Genomic DNA, 16,197 nt, shown 5'->3' with positions numbered 1-16,197 from the left:
ATTTTGAGGGTTCTTTTTATACAAACTATATTTTAGAAATATGATTAATAGTTATTTCACTTGCCAATTGTTCTAATTTCGTCAAGGAAATTATAAATGACTTTGGAACTACTTCATTACCATAGCGATTTACATTTTTAACTAAAATTTCCTTTTCTGGTGTTTTATCAGCAGCAAAAATCATTTCTTCCTTAGTATTATCAACTTTTCTACCAGCTAAGTAGATTTGTTCTCCATTGTAAATATCTCTTAGCCACACAATTTTACTATATTTATTAGCAATTAATTTGTGAGGTAAATCTGACATCTCTCCTTTTAATAAAAGCAAATCCATTTGACTATTTTGAGCAATCATAATTGCCGTAGTTAAAGTTGCTATATGTGAAAAACACTTAAATTGGGGCAGACCAATTGCAATTACAGATAAAACACCACATATTATTAGCGCAAAACATAATTGTATTAATCTTTCACTATACCAAAGATAACTACTAAAAAAGATAAAAATTATTAACAATAACAAAGATATAAATTGAACTATCGTCATTATTTTTGGCATTTTCAGCCAGTAGTTAACTTTGTAATTTTTTTTACCAAAAAAACACTTTGTTGGTGCAGAACAATTAACAATTAGCAAGTTTTTGTTTTTCGCCTTTGTTAAGAAAAAACCTTTTTGCTTTTTTTCATAATTAGCAAAAAATTGTTGCGATATCCAATTAACTAACTTAGACTGTTGCTTACGATAATATGTAAAGCGAAAATGGATTAGTAAAAATTCAAAAAGTGTTTTTTCTAGTTTAGAACTGTCAGACATTTTAAATTCCTAAGAATCCAAACATAGCACCCAAAATACTTACAACAACAATTATCAACAAAAGATAAAGTACATTTACTTTCTTCTTTAAGAGATGGGCAATAAAGAATGTTAATAGTAAAGGCAACAATGCCGGTAAAATAGAGTTTAAAACAGATTGAACAGTAGGAGCCCCTTTACTGCTAGAAATTTTTAAAGGGATCTTAATGACAACCATTGACGCCACCATACTGCCAATAACGGTGTTGCCTAAGATATTAATTGCATAAGTAATATTATCCATCAAGTCGGACTTCATTCTATCAACTAGAGATACACCCAACTTGTAACCCCACATTGTGCCAAAATAGCGAACAAGCATATTTGGGATATTATAGATCAGCACAAATAAAATCGGCCCCAATATACTGCCTTGTTTTGCTAAAGAAACTCCGATGCCAGCTGCAATTATTCTTAAACTACCCCAGAAAATTGAATCGCCGATTCCAGACAGTGGTCCCATTAAACCAGCTTTCATAGAATTGATTGATGAAACATCAAAACTGGGGTCGTTAGCTTTCTTTTCTTCCATTGATGCTGCGACACCAACAATAAATGGTGACATTGCCGAAGTACAATTAAAGAATTCCAAATGTCTTTTCATTGCAGCTTTTTGGTCTTCTGGATCGGAATATAATTTTTTAATTACCCCAGTCATCGAATAGGCAAAAGCTGCACTCATCATTCGTTCATAATTGAATGAAGCCTCCATTGGCAATGTTCTCCAGAAAATGCCTCTTAAATCTTTCTTGTTTAGCCTTTTACCTTTGTTCTGATTAGAAATCGTCATAAATTTCATCCCCTTTAGTTGATGACTTTTCACTGTTACTTCTGATTTCATCAAAAATGATATACATTACAGCTGCACAAATCGCACCGATAATTGCTGTTGCAATAGTATTTAACTTTAGATAAGCAGCACAGACAAATCCTAAAAAGAAAAATGGAGCAACTTTCTTAGAATATGTCATATTAATTAACATACCAAATCCAACAGCTGGAAGAATGTAAGTTGCAATAGTTAAACCATCTGTTACTGCTTTTGGAATCATTCTAATAATTTTTCCAACTGCACTACTTCCAACAGCAAAAGCTAAAGTCGTAAGAACAGTAAGTAAAATTATTTGCAGGAAGCTCATCCATAAATGCATATTACCAGCTTCTGTAATTTTGCCTTCATCAGCTAAATGATCAGCTTGATGTGTCATTGCTGGGAAAACTAAAACATAAAGAATATTCCTAACAATTAAGCTCAAAGTGGCAATTGGTAAAACTAATGTAATTGCTGAACTAACTCCCAATCCGTTTTTTAAAGCAAAGGCTGTGCCTAAAATCCCACCAACAATTTCATCAGGTGGAACACTTGCCCCAATTGCCATGAGACCCATAAAGATCAACTCTGAAGCTGCCCCCATTAAAAGGCCTTCTTTTAAATTTCCAAATAACAAGCCAACAAACATACCTGTTACAATTGGTCTACCAATAAAACTAGTACCAAGAAAGTCTTGGGAATTGGCAATTAAAGAGATAAAAAATATTCCTATTATTTGACCAACCATTATGCATCACTCCTTTTTAACTAATGAAGAGAATTGAACATCACGATCGGTAGGCGCTTGTTTAACTACAACCTCAACGCCCTTATTTTCTAATTCAGTCATTTGCTGTATTTCTGTTTCATTAACATAAACAGATTTTGCAATATTTTTAGTATTTTCTCGATTCGCTACCAGTCCAATATCAATTAATTTAATTTCGTCTGTCCCTTCCGCCATTTCATATGCGTCTTGAATATTCTCAACTACAATAAAAACTTTATATTTTTCAGTAACTCCACTTTCAATTGCCTTTAGTGAATCAGCAATACTTTTAAAAATTAATTTGACACCATTGGGTTTAGCCAAATTTAAAACTCGTTTACGGAAATCATCTTTGGCAACATCATCATTTGCTACCAAAATTGCATCTGCTGATAAAAAATTAGTCCAGGCAAAGGCAACTTGACCATGAACTAAACGATAATCAACACGTAACATTTTTATCATTTAAATACCACCTCTTTAGAAATCTTCTGCTTCTTGGGCAGCTACATGAACAACCTTAAGCTCTTTTCGTGCCTCTTTAAAAAAGTCTTCTAGTTTGCTAGCTATTTGTTCAGAAGAATAGTTGTCCATCTTTGTGGTTAGAATTGTCAACACTAAAGGTAGATTCATACCTGTTATCAAAAACATATTCTTTTTGTCATCAATTATTTGCGCTATTGTGGTATTGACACTTCCTCCAATAATATCGGTTAGAAAAAGAAATTTATCGTGAGGGTTTTTTTCTATATGCGTAGTAACCAGTTTTTCTAACGATTCCTGTTCATCGTCATATGCCGCAATTGCATGCAAATTAGGTTGTTGACCCATAATTAACTCAACTGTTTTCTTCACTCCATTAGCCATTTGAGAATGGCTTGCCAAAATTATTTGCAATAAACTCTCCCCTTTCTGTTGACTTATTTCTTCTATCAAACAAATTCTATTATTGAAAACGCTTTAATTCAATAATAAATGTAACCAATTTATTAAATCGTCCCAAAAATAGAACCAATTTTTAAACCAATTTATTAAGATCCAAGATTTATCTTACAAAAAAATCCTAGATTTTTTTCAAATCTAGGCTCTTTAACAATTTTTAGTGTAAATAAGCATATAAATTTATTATCAATATTTAGATTATTCAACTTATTTTTTGTAAATTTTTATGGTGAATAATTTGCATTAACATTTCAATAAAAATAGTCGGCACAGATTGCTGATCAAAGGACAAATTTTCTTCTAAATTGTTGCCAGGAAGCACAATAGTGTTTTTAAAAAAACTGCTAAATTCAGCTTTTCTATTCATTGTAATCAAAAATGAATTATTGCAGTTAGCGATTGCATCTCCCCAATAATCCTCATAGTGTTCTTTTACGCCATTTATCGAAAAAAGGACAATAGTAGAATCCTTATTTGAATTATCAAGCAAATGTTCACCATCAATATCATTGACAGAACAAAAAGTTGGTAAACCCAAATCTTGCAGTTGCAATGTTAATAATCGTGCAGGAATACTTGAATAATATACCCCCAAAATATAGTTAAACTTACTATTAAGCAAAGCATTAGCTAATTTATCAATTTGTTTTTGTTTTATGGCTTTTAATTTTTCTAAAATTTTTTGATAACCATTTAAATAATCCAAACATAGCTGATTTGCATTTTCCTTCTTTTGATTTTCTGCTTGTTTAGCCAGAGCATTAAGAAAAGCAAATTTAAATTCCTTGTATCCAGAAAAACCTATTTTTTGGCAATACCGCTGTACAGAAGCTACAGAAGTTCCCACGGTAACAGCCAATTTGTTAATAGTTAACGTTTCAATTCGATTCGGACTACTTTGAATATATTTTTGAACTTTTTTTTCAGAATTAGAAAGATGGCCTTTTGGTATAAAAATATTACTTAACATTGTTTTCTCCTTCAAAAGATATTTTATCATTTTCATGTTAAATTTATCAATTTTTCATTGAAATCGTTTACAGTAGTGTTATTATAAAAGTGTAAAAAATATCACTTAACTGATAAAAATATCAAAAGTGAGGTGTACAAATAAATTAAGCTCGAAATATTTAGTAATTATGCAAGTGTAAATCATAGATCGAGGTAATAGATATGGATAAGGCATTGTTAAAGTGTAAGTCAGTTGAAAAAATAAATGATCAACTATATTGCTTAAAAGAAGTTCAATCAATCAATCGGTATTTAATCATAGGTTCATCCCATGCTTTGTTATTTGATACTGGTTATGGTTATTTAGATTTTAAAGATCAAATAAAAGAAATCACCAGCCTGCCGGTTTATGTAGTAAACAGTCATGGGCATCCGGATCATGGTTTGGGAGACTATTTATTCAAAGATGTGTATATTCACGTGAATGATTATTACCAGTTATTAAGCTTTGATAATGATTCAGACATGAAACTGCATACCATAAAGTATCGGTATAAAAAAGTTCCTGAATTAGAAAAATATATTGATGAGAAGCAATATATCAAGCCTAAAAATTTGGCTCACACAAAGTTTCATTTTGTCAAAGATCACGATAAATTTAATTTAGGAAATTTAACTTTAGAAGTACTGGAAATTCCTGGTCATACTTATGGATCTATTGCTTTATTTTGTCCAGAAAAAGGTTGGCTTTTCACCGGAGACAGCATTTGTTTTTATAACGTTTATTATCAAATGGGACTTCAATTGCAGGCTCCTTGGAAAGTTTATGTAAGATCGTTAAATAGATTATTAGCAATGAAAACTCAAATATCTGAACTATATCCAGCACATGGACAAAAACCAATACCCCTTTCTGCCGCAGAAGAAACCAGAGATGCAATTTTTGACTTAATTGATAATCATCAAAATGACAAAGTAGTTAAAACAATTACTAGTGATGCATATGCCCACTATTATAAGCATACCTTGATTTTATACAATGATGAAATGGTTGAAGAAGCATTACGAAATGGATTAAAAGATTGAAGTAGGCCTAAAAATGAACAAAGAAGAAACTAACGCTTTTCAAATTATTGAAAATGTAGGTGGACTTGATAATATTGCCAGATTAACTCACTGTGCAACTAGGCTCCGGTTCGTACTAAAAGACAAAAGTAAATTTAATCTTGATACTATTAAAAAATTGCCAGATGTAATCGAAGCAGTACAGTCTGGTGAAGAATCACAAGTTGTAATTGGAGGGAAAGTAGTAACTTATTACAAATTAATAAGTAAACAGTTATCGCATACAAATGAAACAGAAAATATACAGGAGTCAGCTAAACAAAACTGGTTAAAAAAGTTAGTAAATGACCTAGTTAATATTATGGCTCCTCTAATTACTGCATTTATAGCTGGTGGTTTATTTAAAGCAATTATTTCTATTCTTGCTACTTTTAAAGTGCTCAGTACTACGTCACAAAACTATATAGTTTTAAATGCAATAGCTGATGCAGTATTCTATTTTCTACCATTTTTATTAGCAGTTTCAGCAGCAAGAAAGTTCAAAACAAATGAATACATTGCTATGATAATTGCTGGTGTTTTATTGTATCCCTCAATTACTCAGCTAGCTAATATAGGAAAACCAGTCTTTTTTTTAGGTTTACCTTTACAATTAGTAAATTATAGTAGCAGCGTATTACCTATATTATTAGCAATATGGTTCATGTCTTTTATTGATAAATTTTTAGAGAAGTTTATTCCCAACAGTATTAAAACCACTCTTAAACCACTTTTATTGCTAGCAATTACAGCACCTATTACCCTTTTGATAATTGGTCCGATAGGTTCATGGCTAGGTGACGGCTTTTACTTTGTAATCAAAGCTATTAACACCTATGCACCTTGGTTTGTACCAACAATCATAGGAGCATTTGCACCATTATTAGTCATGATAGGAATGCACATGGCTTTGATGCCCTTAGCTGCTCTGCAGTTTGCACAATTCAAAAAGGAAACCATCATTGGACCAGGATTTTTAGTAGCAAACATGGTGGAATCAGGAGTAGCGTTTGCTGCTGCCCTAAGACTTAAGAAAAATGAAAAGAATTCTCAAATTGCATTTTCATCCGGCATCACGGCTTTAACTGGAATCATAGAGCCTACATTGTATGGGATAACTTTAAAATACAAACGTACTTTATACTGTGCAATTGCAGCTGGTGGGCTGGCTGGACTATATGCAGGAATTACACAAATATACTCTTCTGCACTCAGTCCCCAAAGCATACTAACATTGCCATTATTCATTACCAGTAATCCAAATAATTTTGTTAACGCTATAATTACAGTATTAATAGCTTTCGTTTTAGGCTTTATTTTTACATACTTCTTTGCTGAAATAAATCCTTCAAGTAATAGCAACGATGATCAGCATAGTAAAATTTCTTCAAATAGTAATGTAACTGCAGGTAACGATGACGCCATAGTTGCACCTGTTACTGGTGATTTAGAAGATTTATCCGAAGTAAAAGATGATATTTTTTCCAAAAAAACTCTTGGTGATGGTGTCGCTATTAAACTTAATGATGATATCATTGCTTCACCGGCTAATGGTAGTATTTCTTCCCTTTTTCCAACCGGCCATGCTTTTGGAATTACTACTAATGAAGGGGTTGAAATCTTAGTTCACATTGGAATTGATACAGTCAATTTAAAAGGTAAAGGATTTAAAATATTGGCTCATCAAAACGATAGAGTTAAAGCTGGAGATCCCATCGTTAATATTGATCGACAATATATCGAAAAACAGGGTTATGATTTAACAACAATGCTGATTATTACTAATCCGAATAATAAAAAGATAAAACTTAAAACAACAGGCAAAGTAAATACTGGCGACAAATTAAATTAAAGGAGAATAGTAAATATGGTCAAAAAACTACCAAAAGGATTTTTATGGGGCGGAGCAACTGCGGATTTTCAATACGAAGGTGGTTTTTGTGAAGGCGGTCGTGGTCCTTCTACCCATGATTATGAAACAAATGGCTCTCAAGAACACCCGCGGCATCTTACAATGAAAATGCCTGACGGTACTATTATCAATCCTAAGAGTTCTTTTGCAATTGCAGAAGATGTTCCTCTTACTGCTAAACCAATTCTTCTACCTGATCAATATTATCCGAGCCATAAAGCAGTTGATTTTTATCATCACTATAAAGAGGATATAAAATTAATGGCTGACTTGGGTTTTAAGGTTTATCGCTTTTCTATATCTTGGTCAAGAATTTATCCCACAGGTGAAGAAAAAGAGCCTAACGAAGAAGGTTTAAAATTTTATGACCATGTGCTTGATGAATTAGAAAAATATCATATTCAACCTTTAATTACAATATGCCATGATGAGCTCCCCATTAATTTAGCCGTAAAATATGATGGTTTTAATTCTCGCAAAGTAATTAGTTTTTATGTTCAATATGCTAAAACTTTATTTGAGCATTTTGGTAAAAGGGTAAAATACTGGCTAACTTTTAACGAAATTAATGCTATTCGTGGTTTTAGTTCTACTGGAGTCCATAAAGCAAATGGACTAAATCGATATCAAGCAGCACACAATATGTTTATAGCATCAGCTCTTGCAATAAAACTAGGCCACAAAATGATGCCTAATAGTCAATTTGGAGCAATGTTTGCTCTAAGTACTTGTTATCCAAAAACTTGCAAACCTGAAGATGTTTTAGCAACTCAAGAAGAACTAAGAGAAAATTGGTACTTTGTTGATACTATGGGACGTGGATACTACCCCAAATTTGCTGATGAGATTTTACAACACCATGGCATTAAAGGGTTGAGTGCACTAAAAATTGAGCCGGAAGACAATAATATCTTATATGAGGGACAACTCGATTATGTTGCATTTTCATACTATCGCTCTAGTACTTTTAAGGCTGGAGACGAATGGTTTAACGTTGGAGGAGATGATAATCCGTATCTTGAAAAAACACCTTGGGGCTGGAATATTGATTCGCTCGGATTACGTTATACTATGAATATGGTTTATGACAGAATTCAAAAACCACTTTTTATAGTTGAAAATGGCGTAGGCTCAATAGATCATCCTGATGATAATGATTATGTAGAAGATAACTATCGAATTAAATATTTAAATCAACTTCTGTCTGCAATGAGGGATGCTATAAATATAGACAAAGTTCCATGTATTGGTTATACAATGTGGGCACCTATTGATCTTGTTTCTTTATCAACAGGTGAAATGAAAAAAAGATATGGTTTCATTTATGTTGACATGGATGATCTGGGTCACGGTACTCTAAAGCGAACACCAAAAAAGTCTTATAAATGGATAAAACATATTATAGAAACTAATGGAGAAGCCTTAGACGAAAAATAAGGATTTTAAGTTAAATTGAGTAAAAAATAAGGACTAGTTCTTTCAAAATATGAAGAATTAGTCCTTTTAATGTTGTTAATTTTTTGAGTTACTAACTGATTTTTATAAGTCGAACTTAATAGTTGTTATGCTTTGTTTTCAAGTGTTTTTTCATAATCATCAAGTAAATCATCCCTAATTTTATTTAATTGGGAATCGATAAATAGATTTAAACTCCTAAAGTCTTCATAATATTTTGCTTCATATAATAGCTTTAATAGTTTTTTGCGAGGTATCTTAGGATCTACTTTATTCTTTACAAGTAACGGATGTGATTTTTGCCATGCTTTTTCTTCTTCCTCGGAGGTTTGAATCTTTAATTTTTTAAGTAATTCGTTGAATATAAAATTTGCCATTCCATCATCTTGTGGATTTCCCTTAGCTTTTATACCATGCATTTTATCTTTTTCTATCGTTTCTAAGAGGCACAAAGTCTGTTTTTTATTTAAATAAGCTCTCTTTCATATACTTTTTGCATCCACATTGGCTTAGGTATCATATCTGTTGTATACCACTGTATAGCCATATTACCAAGAAAATCATAACCATTTCTTCCATAATGACCATCACTGTCAATGAATATTAAAGTATGCAAAGCTATATGTTCAAATAAATCACAATAAACCAGCTTATCTTTAACTTGATATTTAAAATCAAACTTAAGGTGACCAATATAGTTTCGATTAGCTAAATTTGGATGATTAATTTCCGCAATATGATGGGTATACAGTCCATCTTTTGCACGGCTGTACTTCCCTCGACTTATCGACTTTATTTCTCCATTTAGAAATCTGTAATAAGATTCTTTAGTAAATTGTAAAATGAAGTTGAACACTTGCCCTGATTAAAAAATAAAAAAAGTCCATTGGACTTCTCTGATAGAATGTAATTAACCCAATAATTCTAGAAAGAAGTTACCAATGAACTCCCTTAATTCCACCATATCTACTCACCAAAAGGGCCAACATCTTGCCCTAACTGACCGGGTTACCATTCAAATCATGCACGAACAGGGCCAGTCCCTGCGTCAAATTGCCCGTGCCCTCAACTGTTCGCCCACCACGGTCAAGTACGAGCTTGAACGCGGCCAGATTTCTTTATACCATGGCAAACGGTACCGCTACGATGCCCAGGAAGCGCAAAGACGCTACCAGATAAGGCGCTTAAACTGCGGCCGTAAGCAAGCTTTTCTAGCCAAAACCCGTTTCATTAAGTACGTTGAACAGCACTTCTTCAAGCAGGGCTGGTCGCTTGATGCCTGCGCCGGTCGCGCCTTAGCCAGCGGCGCCTTTACCCGGAATGAAACAGTCTGCACCAAGACGCTTTACCATTATGTGGAACGTGGTTTATTACAGATTAAGGCAACTGACTTGCCTGAGTGCTTAAGCCGCAAAACGAAAGCTAAACGGGTACGCCAGCATAAACGCCAGCTGGGCCGCAGTATTAGTGAACGGCCTGCTGCTATTAACCAGCGCCGCGAGTTTGGCCACTGGGAGTGCGATCTGGTTTTAGGACATAAAACCAAAGATGACCAGGCCCTTTTAACCCTGTATGAACGCATGACCCGCAAATTCATGATTATCCCGATTAAGGATAAGACGGCTGCCAGCGTCATGGCGGCCTTTAAAACCTTGCGCAGCCAATACCAGGAACACTGGCACGAAGTCTTTAAGACCATTACCACGGATAATGATTCTGAGTTTGCGGATTTAGCCCAGTTAGAAGAAGCTGCGCAGACGCTGGTTTATTATGCGCACCCTTATACTTCTTGTGAGAAGGGCGGGGTTGAGCGGCACAACCGGCTAATCCGGTGCTTCATTCCTAAAGGTCAGTCCATCAAGGATTATGACTTAAGGCAAATCTATGGCATTGAGGAATGGTGCAATAACCTGCCCCGCAAGATCTTAGCCTACCACACACCCGATGAATTATATGAGAGAAGATTAGATTGCATCTATCAGATCAAGTAGGGTGTTCAACTTAAAATTGCAATTTTCGAAATATTTTCCTTTCAATAAATAATTATTAAAAATAAAAAGTGTGTACACAACACATAATAACCTTTTTGTTTTATTTTTCATGATTACTCTTGCTATTATATAATTGTATATTATATTATAAATACTTTTTATATATAAATTATATTACGTTATACCATAAATATTTTTAGCTATATATCTTTAAAGCGTATGAAATTTAAGAACTAATTTTTATCAAAAAATAACATATAAAATACGGTTTATTCTTATAATTATCAAAATATAGTTTATACTTAATATGTTACTTAAATAAATTTTTGTTGAACGCTGAAACAGCAACTGAAGTTATGTTATTACCAGAAAGTCCTAGAATTGTAACATTAAAATTTTTGATTGGACTGACAGGCTTGAAAAATAACCATACTCCTTGCAATTTATACTCCCACTTTTTTATTATTTCAATCACCCCTTTCTGGGAACCGACAACAGCATTTTAAGTAAAAATGCTATAAAAATTGCCTAGAAAGCCTGTAGAGCACTGTTAGTAACAGCTTTAATGTGCTATAGTAATTTATAAGAATTTATTAAGTCCTTAAGGCTTTTTTATAATTAATTTAGGAGGAAAATATGCCAGAAATAATAAAAGAAACAGGAGAAAAGAAAGTAGCAGTGGATAAGTCACGTAATAAGACATGGTTTAAAAAAGAATTTTCTGCTAGTACATTACTTTTTTGGATTAAGGGTTCAGTGGCAGTTGACTATAGATTTGTTAGAATAGTGGAGCAAAATACAGTATTGGGGCTTCTTCCGGCTGGTAAACATAAACAAAATATTCCCTTAAAAAACATATCTGATGCTTCAATTGACACATCTTACTCCATTAAAGACTTCATTTTTGGTGTGATTATAGCAATGATTGGATTAGGAATGTTCAACTCTGATACAGCAATCGGTATTATTGTCTTATTAATTGGTATCGGCATCTTTTTAAATGGTATTATGACTAAATTATCAATTGAAAAGGGTGGCTCAGCATACGAAATATCCGTACCATTTTACAACAAGCAAAACATGATTGATATTCAACATGCTATTGAGGAAGCTTTAACAACAGACATAGATAAAACAGACCAAAGCTTATACCATCATCGTTTAGCTGAAGATGACATAGATGAAGTAAAATAACAATTAAAAAGTTTCGGAATATAAAATAGATAAAATCTACATTTAACACTAAAATAAACATAGGTTTTATCTATTTTTGTTATATCTATTTATACCTAGATATAAGCCTCTTTTTGTAAATTATACATATTGCGATAATCAGCATTACTCCTGATTAATTTTTCGTGTGTATCAAAGCCCAGAACTCTACCATTTTGTAAAAAGAGAATCTTATCCGCATATTTCACGGCCGACAAGCGATGTGTTACAAAAATAATTGTTTTGCCCTCGTTTTCTCTCAAAAAATGTTGGTAAATTTCATTTTCACTTTTTGCATCCAAAGCCGCAATAGGTTCATCTAATAACTCCACTTGAGCATTAGTATACATGTCCCGTGCAAGTGCTATTCTTTGCCACTGTCCTCCTGAAAGTTCTGTACCATTGGCAAATTCCTTACTTAAAATTGCATTTAAGTCGATCTTTTTATCTTTAAGCAATGTTTCTAGTCCTGCCTTCTTCAATGCAGATTTAATTTTTTCATTATTGCCTGGGCGAAAAACTGCTACATTGTCGGCCAAACTCAACTTAAATTTAGAATAGTCCTGAAAAGTGACGGATAAATTTTGCCGATAATTTGCAAGAGCAAATTCACGTAAATCATTACCGTTAAGCTCGATCTTTCCCTTACTCGGATCATAAAAACGCAACAATAATTTAACTAAAGTTGACTTGCCTGAACCATTTTCACCCACTACAGCGATTTTTTCACCTTGATTAATTTGAAAATTCAAATCATGCAAAACTTCATTTTTAGAAAAGGGATAAACAAACGAAACATGCCCTAATTTAATTTGCTCAATCGGTGCGGCTATTTCTTTAGTACCACTTTGAAAGTCATCATGGTAATTCTCAAAGCGCTGATGTTTTTCTACCCATAAAAGTGAATCATAAAGCAGACTGGATTACTGCTACTCTAAACACGATCAAATTGACTGGACGCCACAAAACTCATCTTTTAACATCTTTAAATCATCATAGTAAGAGTTGTCGTCAAAAATGCTAAGAGACTGTAAGCCTTAGGATTTAGTCATTAAACTGACATTGATAAAACCCGTTAATTTATCAGTTAAAATGCCCTGAGCAGAAGTAGCTATAGGTGGCAATAACTGCGTTAAAGCGGTAGCTATAATCAAATTATTAGACTAACAACAAAATTTTGGTGATTAGAAACATCATTAGTGACATTTTGTCCCGTATTGACTGCAAGAACGGATGCAATTGCTTGAACAGGAGCCAACAAAACAACAAAAGCAGCTAATATGCGAGCTGCTTTGAAAAATAATTTATAAGTTGCTAAAAGCAGATCGAAATAATGTTGAAAAGAATATAACGTTTTCATAATTAATTACCCTTCTAATTTTCAAAAATATTAACTTTTTAAATTTAAAAATTAGAGACAACATAATTAGTTTTAGTTAGGCATGATTATTTTCAGCAATTTACCAAACCTTGGTAATATGAACCAAAGGTGCACGACTGAAAAAAGTTATTATAAAAAAATGATTTTTACTAAACTAAAGTCAATATTCTTTTGTCAGTTTCCACTAATAAAATAAAAATAATAAAATTAGACAAAGCTAAGCCATTGGCGTATTTTACTAAATGCGTCTCAATAAGTTCTTGCCTAAATTATTTAATGCTATCTCTAATTTATATTGTGTATACTGGTTTCATCTTCGGTTGCCTGCTTTCTATTGTAATTAAATTAATAATAATTTCATATTGCAAAAAACAATGAAAGGTTTAACGATATTAATTTGTATATTCTGTCATAAATGATTTATAGAAAAATCATAAAATTTCTGAGATTATCAGTGCAAAATAATTAAATTTTGCACCGCAAACTTGTTTATTGCACTGTAAAAAATTTATCATTGTATAAAAAATTAGCCTTAACTTATCTGCGTGAAATGCTGATATTTCAAGGTTAATCGAATCAAATGATTCTTCTGAATAAGACTATTATTCTAGCTCACATTATCATATAGTCATCTGTTTTTTTATCTTTTTAAAAAAATAAAAGGCGGACATAAAAAATAATATAAAAATCAAATACGAAATTAGCACTCTCCATGTTAATGAAAAAGTCGTGTTTAAGGAATGCTCATTCATATTTGTAATTATTTTCAGTCCCAATGCTGTTGTCTTGATACCAGAACTGTTAATACTAAACAGCTCTATAATATAATCAATTATAAATGCAACCAGATATATGCTACTTCCCGCATCAAAGGCTTTATAATAATTCATAATTTTTTCACATCCCTTTTTTAAAACAAAGATTAAAATAATTAACAAAAAGAAAGTTATGTATAGTAACCTGATTTTTACTATAAACGATGTCATAAGAACTACAACATTTGCTATAAACTTAAAAAATATAGTTTCATCACACTACTATAAGCTTTCGGTAATAAAAATCCTAAAATTATTGAAGATAAAAAATTAAAAACTCATTGCCAGTGTTAACCCATATAACACGTTACTAGTTATGAAATTTTTACCAACTATTATTTATAAATTTATATTTATTTAATAATAGCATTAAACAAATCTTAAATCAACAAAAAAATAATAATACTATTAATTCAGCTAGTGACAACATATTTTTATTAATATAATTATATCTATTGGCTACTGGCTTGTAAAAATATAATTAAGTAACTATCTACTTAATTATGATATCGCTACTCTAAATAAGCCTAATTTTTAAAGTGAATTATTTTGTTAATTATCATCTTTTCCTTAGGAATAAGATGATGTGCTACTTCAGTAACTGTTCCAGAATATTCCTGCAAAAGAGTATTATGAATTTTCCTAGAAAGTACAGGATCAAGCGAAGCTATTGCTTCATTTGCTAGCAAAACTGGACGCCTAAAGAATAAGACTCTAGCAATCTCTATTTTGAACTCAAAGAATTATTTGGTATACAGCGTTATTACCTCGTGCCGTATATCTTTAACAAACAAAAATTAACCTTAATTTATCAACGAAAAATACTGATAATTCAAGGTTATTTTACCAATTTTATCCTTCTAAATGTTGAATAAAAGCATATAATTACACAATTGACTACGTATAGCTATTAAGATCAAATAATAAATCATAAAAAATTTGTTTGCTCATCTTTTCTTCGCTTTATGATAAACATTACCCTTAGTTGTATAATTATTTGCGTATGAAATTAAATTTTTGCCCTTTTTACCTAGATAAGACCTATAGTTTTTAGTAGCAACAATATACCCATTCTTTCGTATATTGTATTTAAGCTCGTAACGATGAGGACCTATGTATCGATATCTCACCTTATATCCTAGTCTCGTTGGCCAATTCATTTCATCAAAGTTAACTTGCTTTGTAGTAATTGTCCAAACAGCCCAAAAATATTTGGAAGATAATGGATGCTTGGCAATATGTATAATTCGATAATTGCCCCTTAATTCTTTAGGAGTTCCTTTGTGCCATATATATTTTTTCGTTACTGTATTTGCGTGAGCAACTGTGTTATTTGTTAATGCAGTTTCACTTGCATTTGCTAGGGTAGCAGTAGCTCCACCTAACAATGCACACGCAATTGCGAGCTTAGTAATAAATTTTTTAGTAATCATTTTCTTGAAATCTTCTTTCGCTATTTAAATTTCTATAATGTGGTCTAAGCTGTGCTAAGATCCAATTATAAGTAAAAATATTGTAATCAAAACCCATTCTAGAATTTCAAAACATTTAAAACAAGAATTATTCCTATTAAAGACATGGTATATTTAAGAAAAGTCGTTAAATACTTTTACTCGTTTTTTAAAAAAGTTTTGTCATTGCACACAAAAAAGGGGTTATAAATACCGTTATATCCGCCATAGTGCCTACCTAAAAGTTTTTGCATGGAACACAGCTAAAAACGTGTTCCGTATTGTGTGCATAATTATCTTTAATAAACAAAAAATAACCTTAACTTACCAACAGAAAACACTGATAAATCAAGGTTATTTTACTAATTTTACTCTTCTGAATGCTGACTAGAGGATTCGAACCTCCGACCTCATCATTACTAATGACGTGCTCTGCCAACTGAGCTAAGTCAGCATTGTCATATCTCAACAACGATATTAATTAAAACATATTCTAAAAGTTTACGCAAGCATTTTTTGACTTTTTCCCAGTTTTTGTCATAACTGTCAT

The 16,197-nt window shown here is 32.1% G+C and carries 15 protein-coding genes, 1 tRNA gene and 1 pseudogene; 5 read left to right on the top strand and 12 right to left on the bottom strand.

The genetic code is table 11. The annotated features are described in order from the left end of the window. Nucleotides 1–25 precede the first annotated feature (25 nt). From JF75_RS00180 to JF75_RS00155, 6 genes are all read right to left on the bottom strand, one after another. Nucleotides 26–637 (bottom strand): hypothetical protein, encoded by a 612-nt coding sequence (locus JF75_RS00180; protein ID WP_141639296.1) that lies wholly within the window; start codon nucleotides 635–637, stop codon nucleotides 26–28. 178 nt (nucleotides 638–815) lie between these two features. After that, nucleotides 816–1,643, bottom strand: a complete 828-nt coding sequence (locus tag JF75_RS00175) for a PTS system mannose/fructose/sorbose family transporter subunit IID (protein ID WP_046331344.1) — start codon at nucleotides 1,641–1,643, stop codon at nucleotides 816–818. Further along, entirely contained in the window at nucleotides 1,630–2,412 is a 783-nt protein-coding gene (locus tag JF75_RS00170; RefSeq protein ID WP_046331343.1) for a PTS mannose/fructose/sorbose/N-acetylgalactosamine transporter subunit IIC, read from the bottom strand. The genes JF75_RS00175 and JF75_RS00170 overlap by 14 nt, the downstream gene beginning before the upstream one ends. 6 nt (nucleotides 2,413–2,418) lie before the next feature. After that, complete coding sequence (locus tag JF75_RS00165) at nucleotides 2,419–2,898, bottom strand: PTS sugar transporter subunit IIB (RefSeq protein WP_046331342.1); 480 nt, start codon at nucleotides 2,896–2,898, stop codon at nucleotides 2,419–2,421. 15 nt (nucleotides 2,899–2,913) lie between these two features. Beyond that, nucleotides 2,914–3,330 (bottom strand): PTS sugar transporter subunit IIA, encoded by a 417-nt coding sequence (locus tag JF75_RS00160; protein ID WP_052726828.1) that lies wholly within the window; start codon nucleotides 3,328–3,330, stop codon nucleotides 2,914–2,916. A gap of 247 nt (nucleotides 3,331–3,577) precedes the next feature. Next, nucleotides 3,578–4,345, bottom strand: a complete 768-nt coding sequence (locus JF75_RS00155) for a MurR/RpiR family transcriptional regulator (protein WP_046331341.1) — start codon at nucleotides 4,343–4,345, stop codon at nucleotides 3,578–3,580. A gap of 203 nt (nucleotides 4,346–4,548) precedes the next feature. On the opposite strand from JF75_RS00155, the gene JF75_RS00150 reads away from it, so the two are divergent. From JF75_RS00150 to JF75_RS00140, 3 genes are read left to right on the top strand one after another with little or no spacing between them, the layout of a single operon-like run. Beyond that, on the top strand, nucleotides 4,549–5,412 hold the full coding sequence (locus tag JF75_RS00150; RefSeq protein WP_046331340.1) for an MBL fold metallo-hydrolase: 864 nt from the start codon (nucleotides 4,549–4,551) through the stop codon (nucleotides 5,410–5,412). A 13-nt stretch (nucleotides 5,413–5,425) separates the two neighbouring features. Next, a complete protein-coding gene (locus JF75_RS00145; RefSeq protein WP_046331339.1) occupies nucleotides 5,426–7,282 on the top strand; it encodes a beta-glucoside-specific PTS transporter subunit IIABC in 1,857 nt (618 codons plus the stop codon). A gap of 15 nt (nucleotides 7,283–7,297) precedes the next feature. Then, a complete protein-coding gene (locus JF75_RS00140) occupies nucleotides 7,298–8,779 on the top strand; it encodes a glycoside hydrolase family 1 protein (RefSeq protein WP_046331338.1) in 1,482 nt (493 codons plus the stop codon). A gap of 125 nt (nucleotides 8,780–8,904) precedes the next feature. On the opposite strand, the gene JF75_RS10065 is transcribed toward JF75_RS00140, so the two are convergent. Both JF75_RS10065 and JF75_RS00135 read right to left on the bottom strand, forming a co-directional pair. Then, nucleotides 8,905–9,216: a hypothetical protein gene (locus tag JF75_RS10065; protein WP_052726827.1), complete on the bottom strand. Its 312-nt coding sequence runs from the start codon at nucleotides 9,214–9,216 to the stop codon at nucleotides 8,905–8,907. A gap of 47 nt (nucleotides 9,217–9,263) precedes the next feature. Then, the gene (locus tag JF75_RS00135; RefSeq protein WP_052726826.1) at nucleotides 9,264–9,653 is read right to left on the bottom strand and encodes an SAV1803-related protein; all 390 of its coding nucleotides are present in this window, start codon (nucleotides 9,651–9,653) and stop codon (nucleotides 9,264–9,266) included. An 85-nt stretch (nucleotides 9,654–9,738) separates the two neighbouring features. Between JF75_RS00135 and JF75_RS00130 the strand changes: the two genes are divergently transcribed. Together JF75_RS00130 and JF75_RS00125 are read left to right on the top strand one after the other, a co-directional pair. Then, the gene (locus tag JF75_RS00130; RefSeq protein ID WP_046331337.1) at nucleotides 9,739–10,788 is read left to right on the top strand and encodes an IS30 family transposase; all 1,050 of its coding nucleotides are present in this window, start codon (nucleotides 9,739–9,741) and stop codon (nucleotides 10,786–10,788) included. A gap of 636 nt (nucleotides 10,789–11,424) precedes the next feature. Further along, nucleotides 11,425–11,982, top strand: coding sequence for a hypothetical protein (locus JF75_RS00125; RefSeq protein WP_209423235.1), 558 nt, complete (start codon nucleotides 11,425–11,427; stop codon nucleotides 11,980–11,982). Between the two features lie 95 nt (nucleotides 11,983–12,077). On the opposite strand, the pseudogene JF75_RS00120 reads toward JF75_RS00125, so the two are convergent. The 4 genes and pseudogenes from JF75_RS00120 to JF75_RS00105 all read right to left on the bottom strand — a co-directional run bounded on the left by JF75_RS00120 (nucleotide 12,078) and on the right by JF75_RS00105 (nucleotide 16,101). Next, nucleotides 12,078–13,360, bottom strand: a pseudogene (locus JF75_RS00120) (ATP-binding cassette domain-containing protein). A gap of 1,363 nt (nucleotides 13,361–14,723) precedes the next feature. Continuing rightward, nucleotides 14,724–14,885 (bottom strand): multidrug ABC transporter ATP-binding protein, encoded by a 162-nt coding sequence (locus JF75_RS10480; protein WP_141639295.1) that lies wholly within the window; start codon nucleotides 14,883–14,885, stop codon nucleotides 14,724–14,726. 258 nt (nucleotides 14,886–15,143) lie between these two features. Further along, nucleotides 15,144–15,629, bottom strand: a complete 486-nt coding sequence (locus tag JF75_RS00110; protein WP_046331335.1) for a hypothetical protein — start codon at nucleotides 15,627–15,629, stop codon at nucleotides 15,144–15,146. A gap of 399 nt (nucleotides 15,630–16,028) precedes the next feature. Further along, nucleotides 16,029–16,101, bottom strand: a tRNA-Thr gene (locus tag JF75_RS00105). Between the last annotated feature and the right edge of the window lie 96 nt (nucleotides 16,102–16,197).

The sequence above is a fragment of the Lactobacillus kimbladii genome (genome assembly GCF_000970755.1).
Taxonomy (GTDB): domain Bacteria; phylum Bacillota; class Bacilli; order Lactobacillales; family Lactobacillaceae; genus Lactobacillus; species Lactobacillus kimbladii.
Note: the sequence above shows the minus strand (reverse complement) of the source record. Positions and strands in the feature narration are given on the sequence as shown.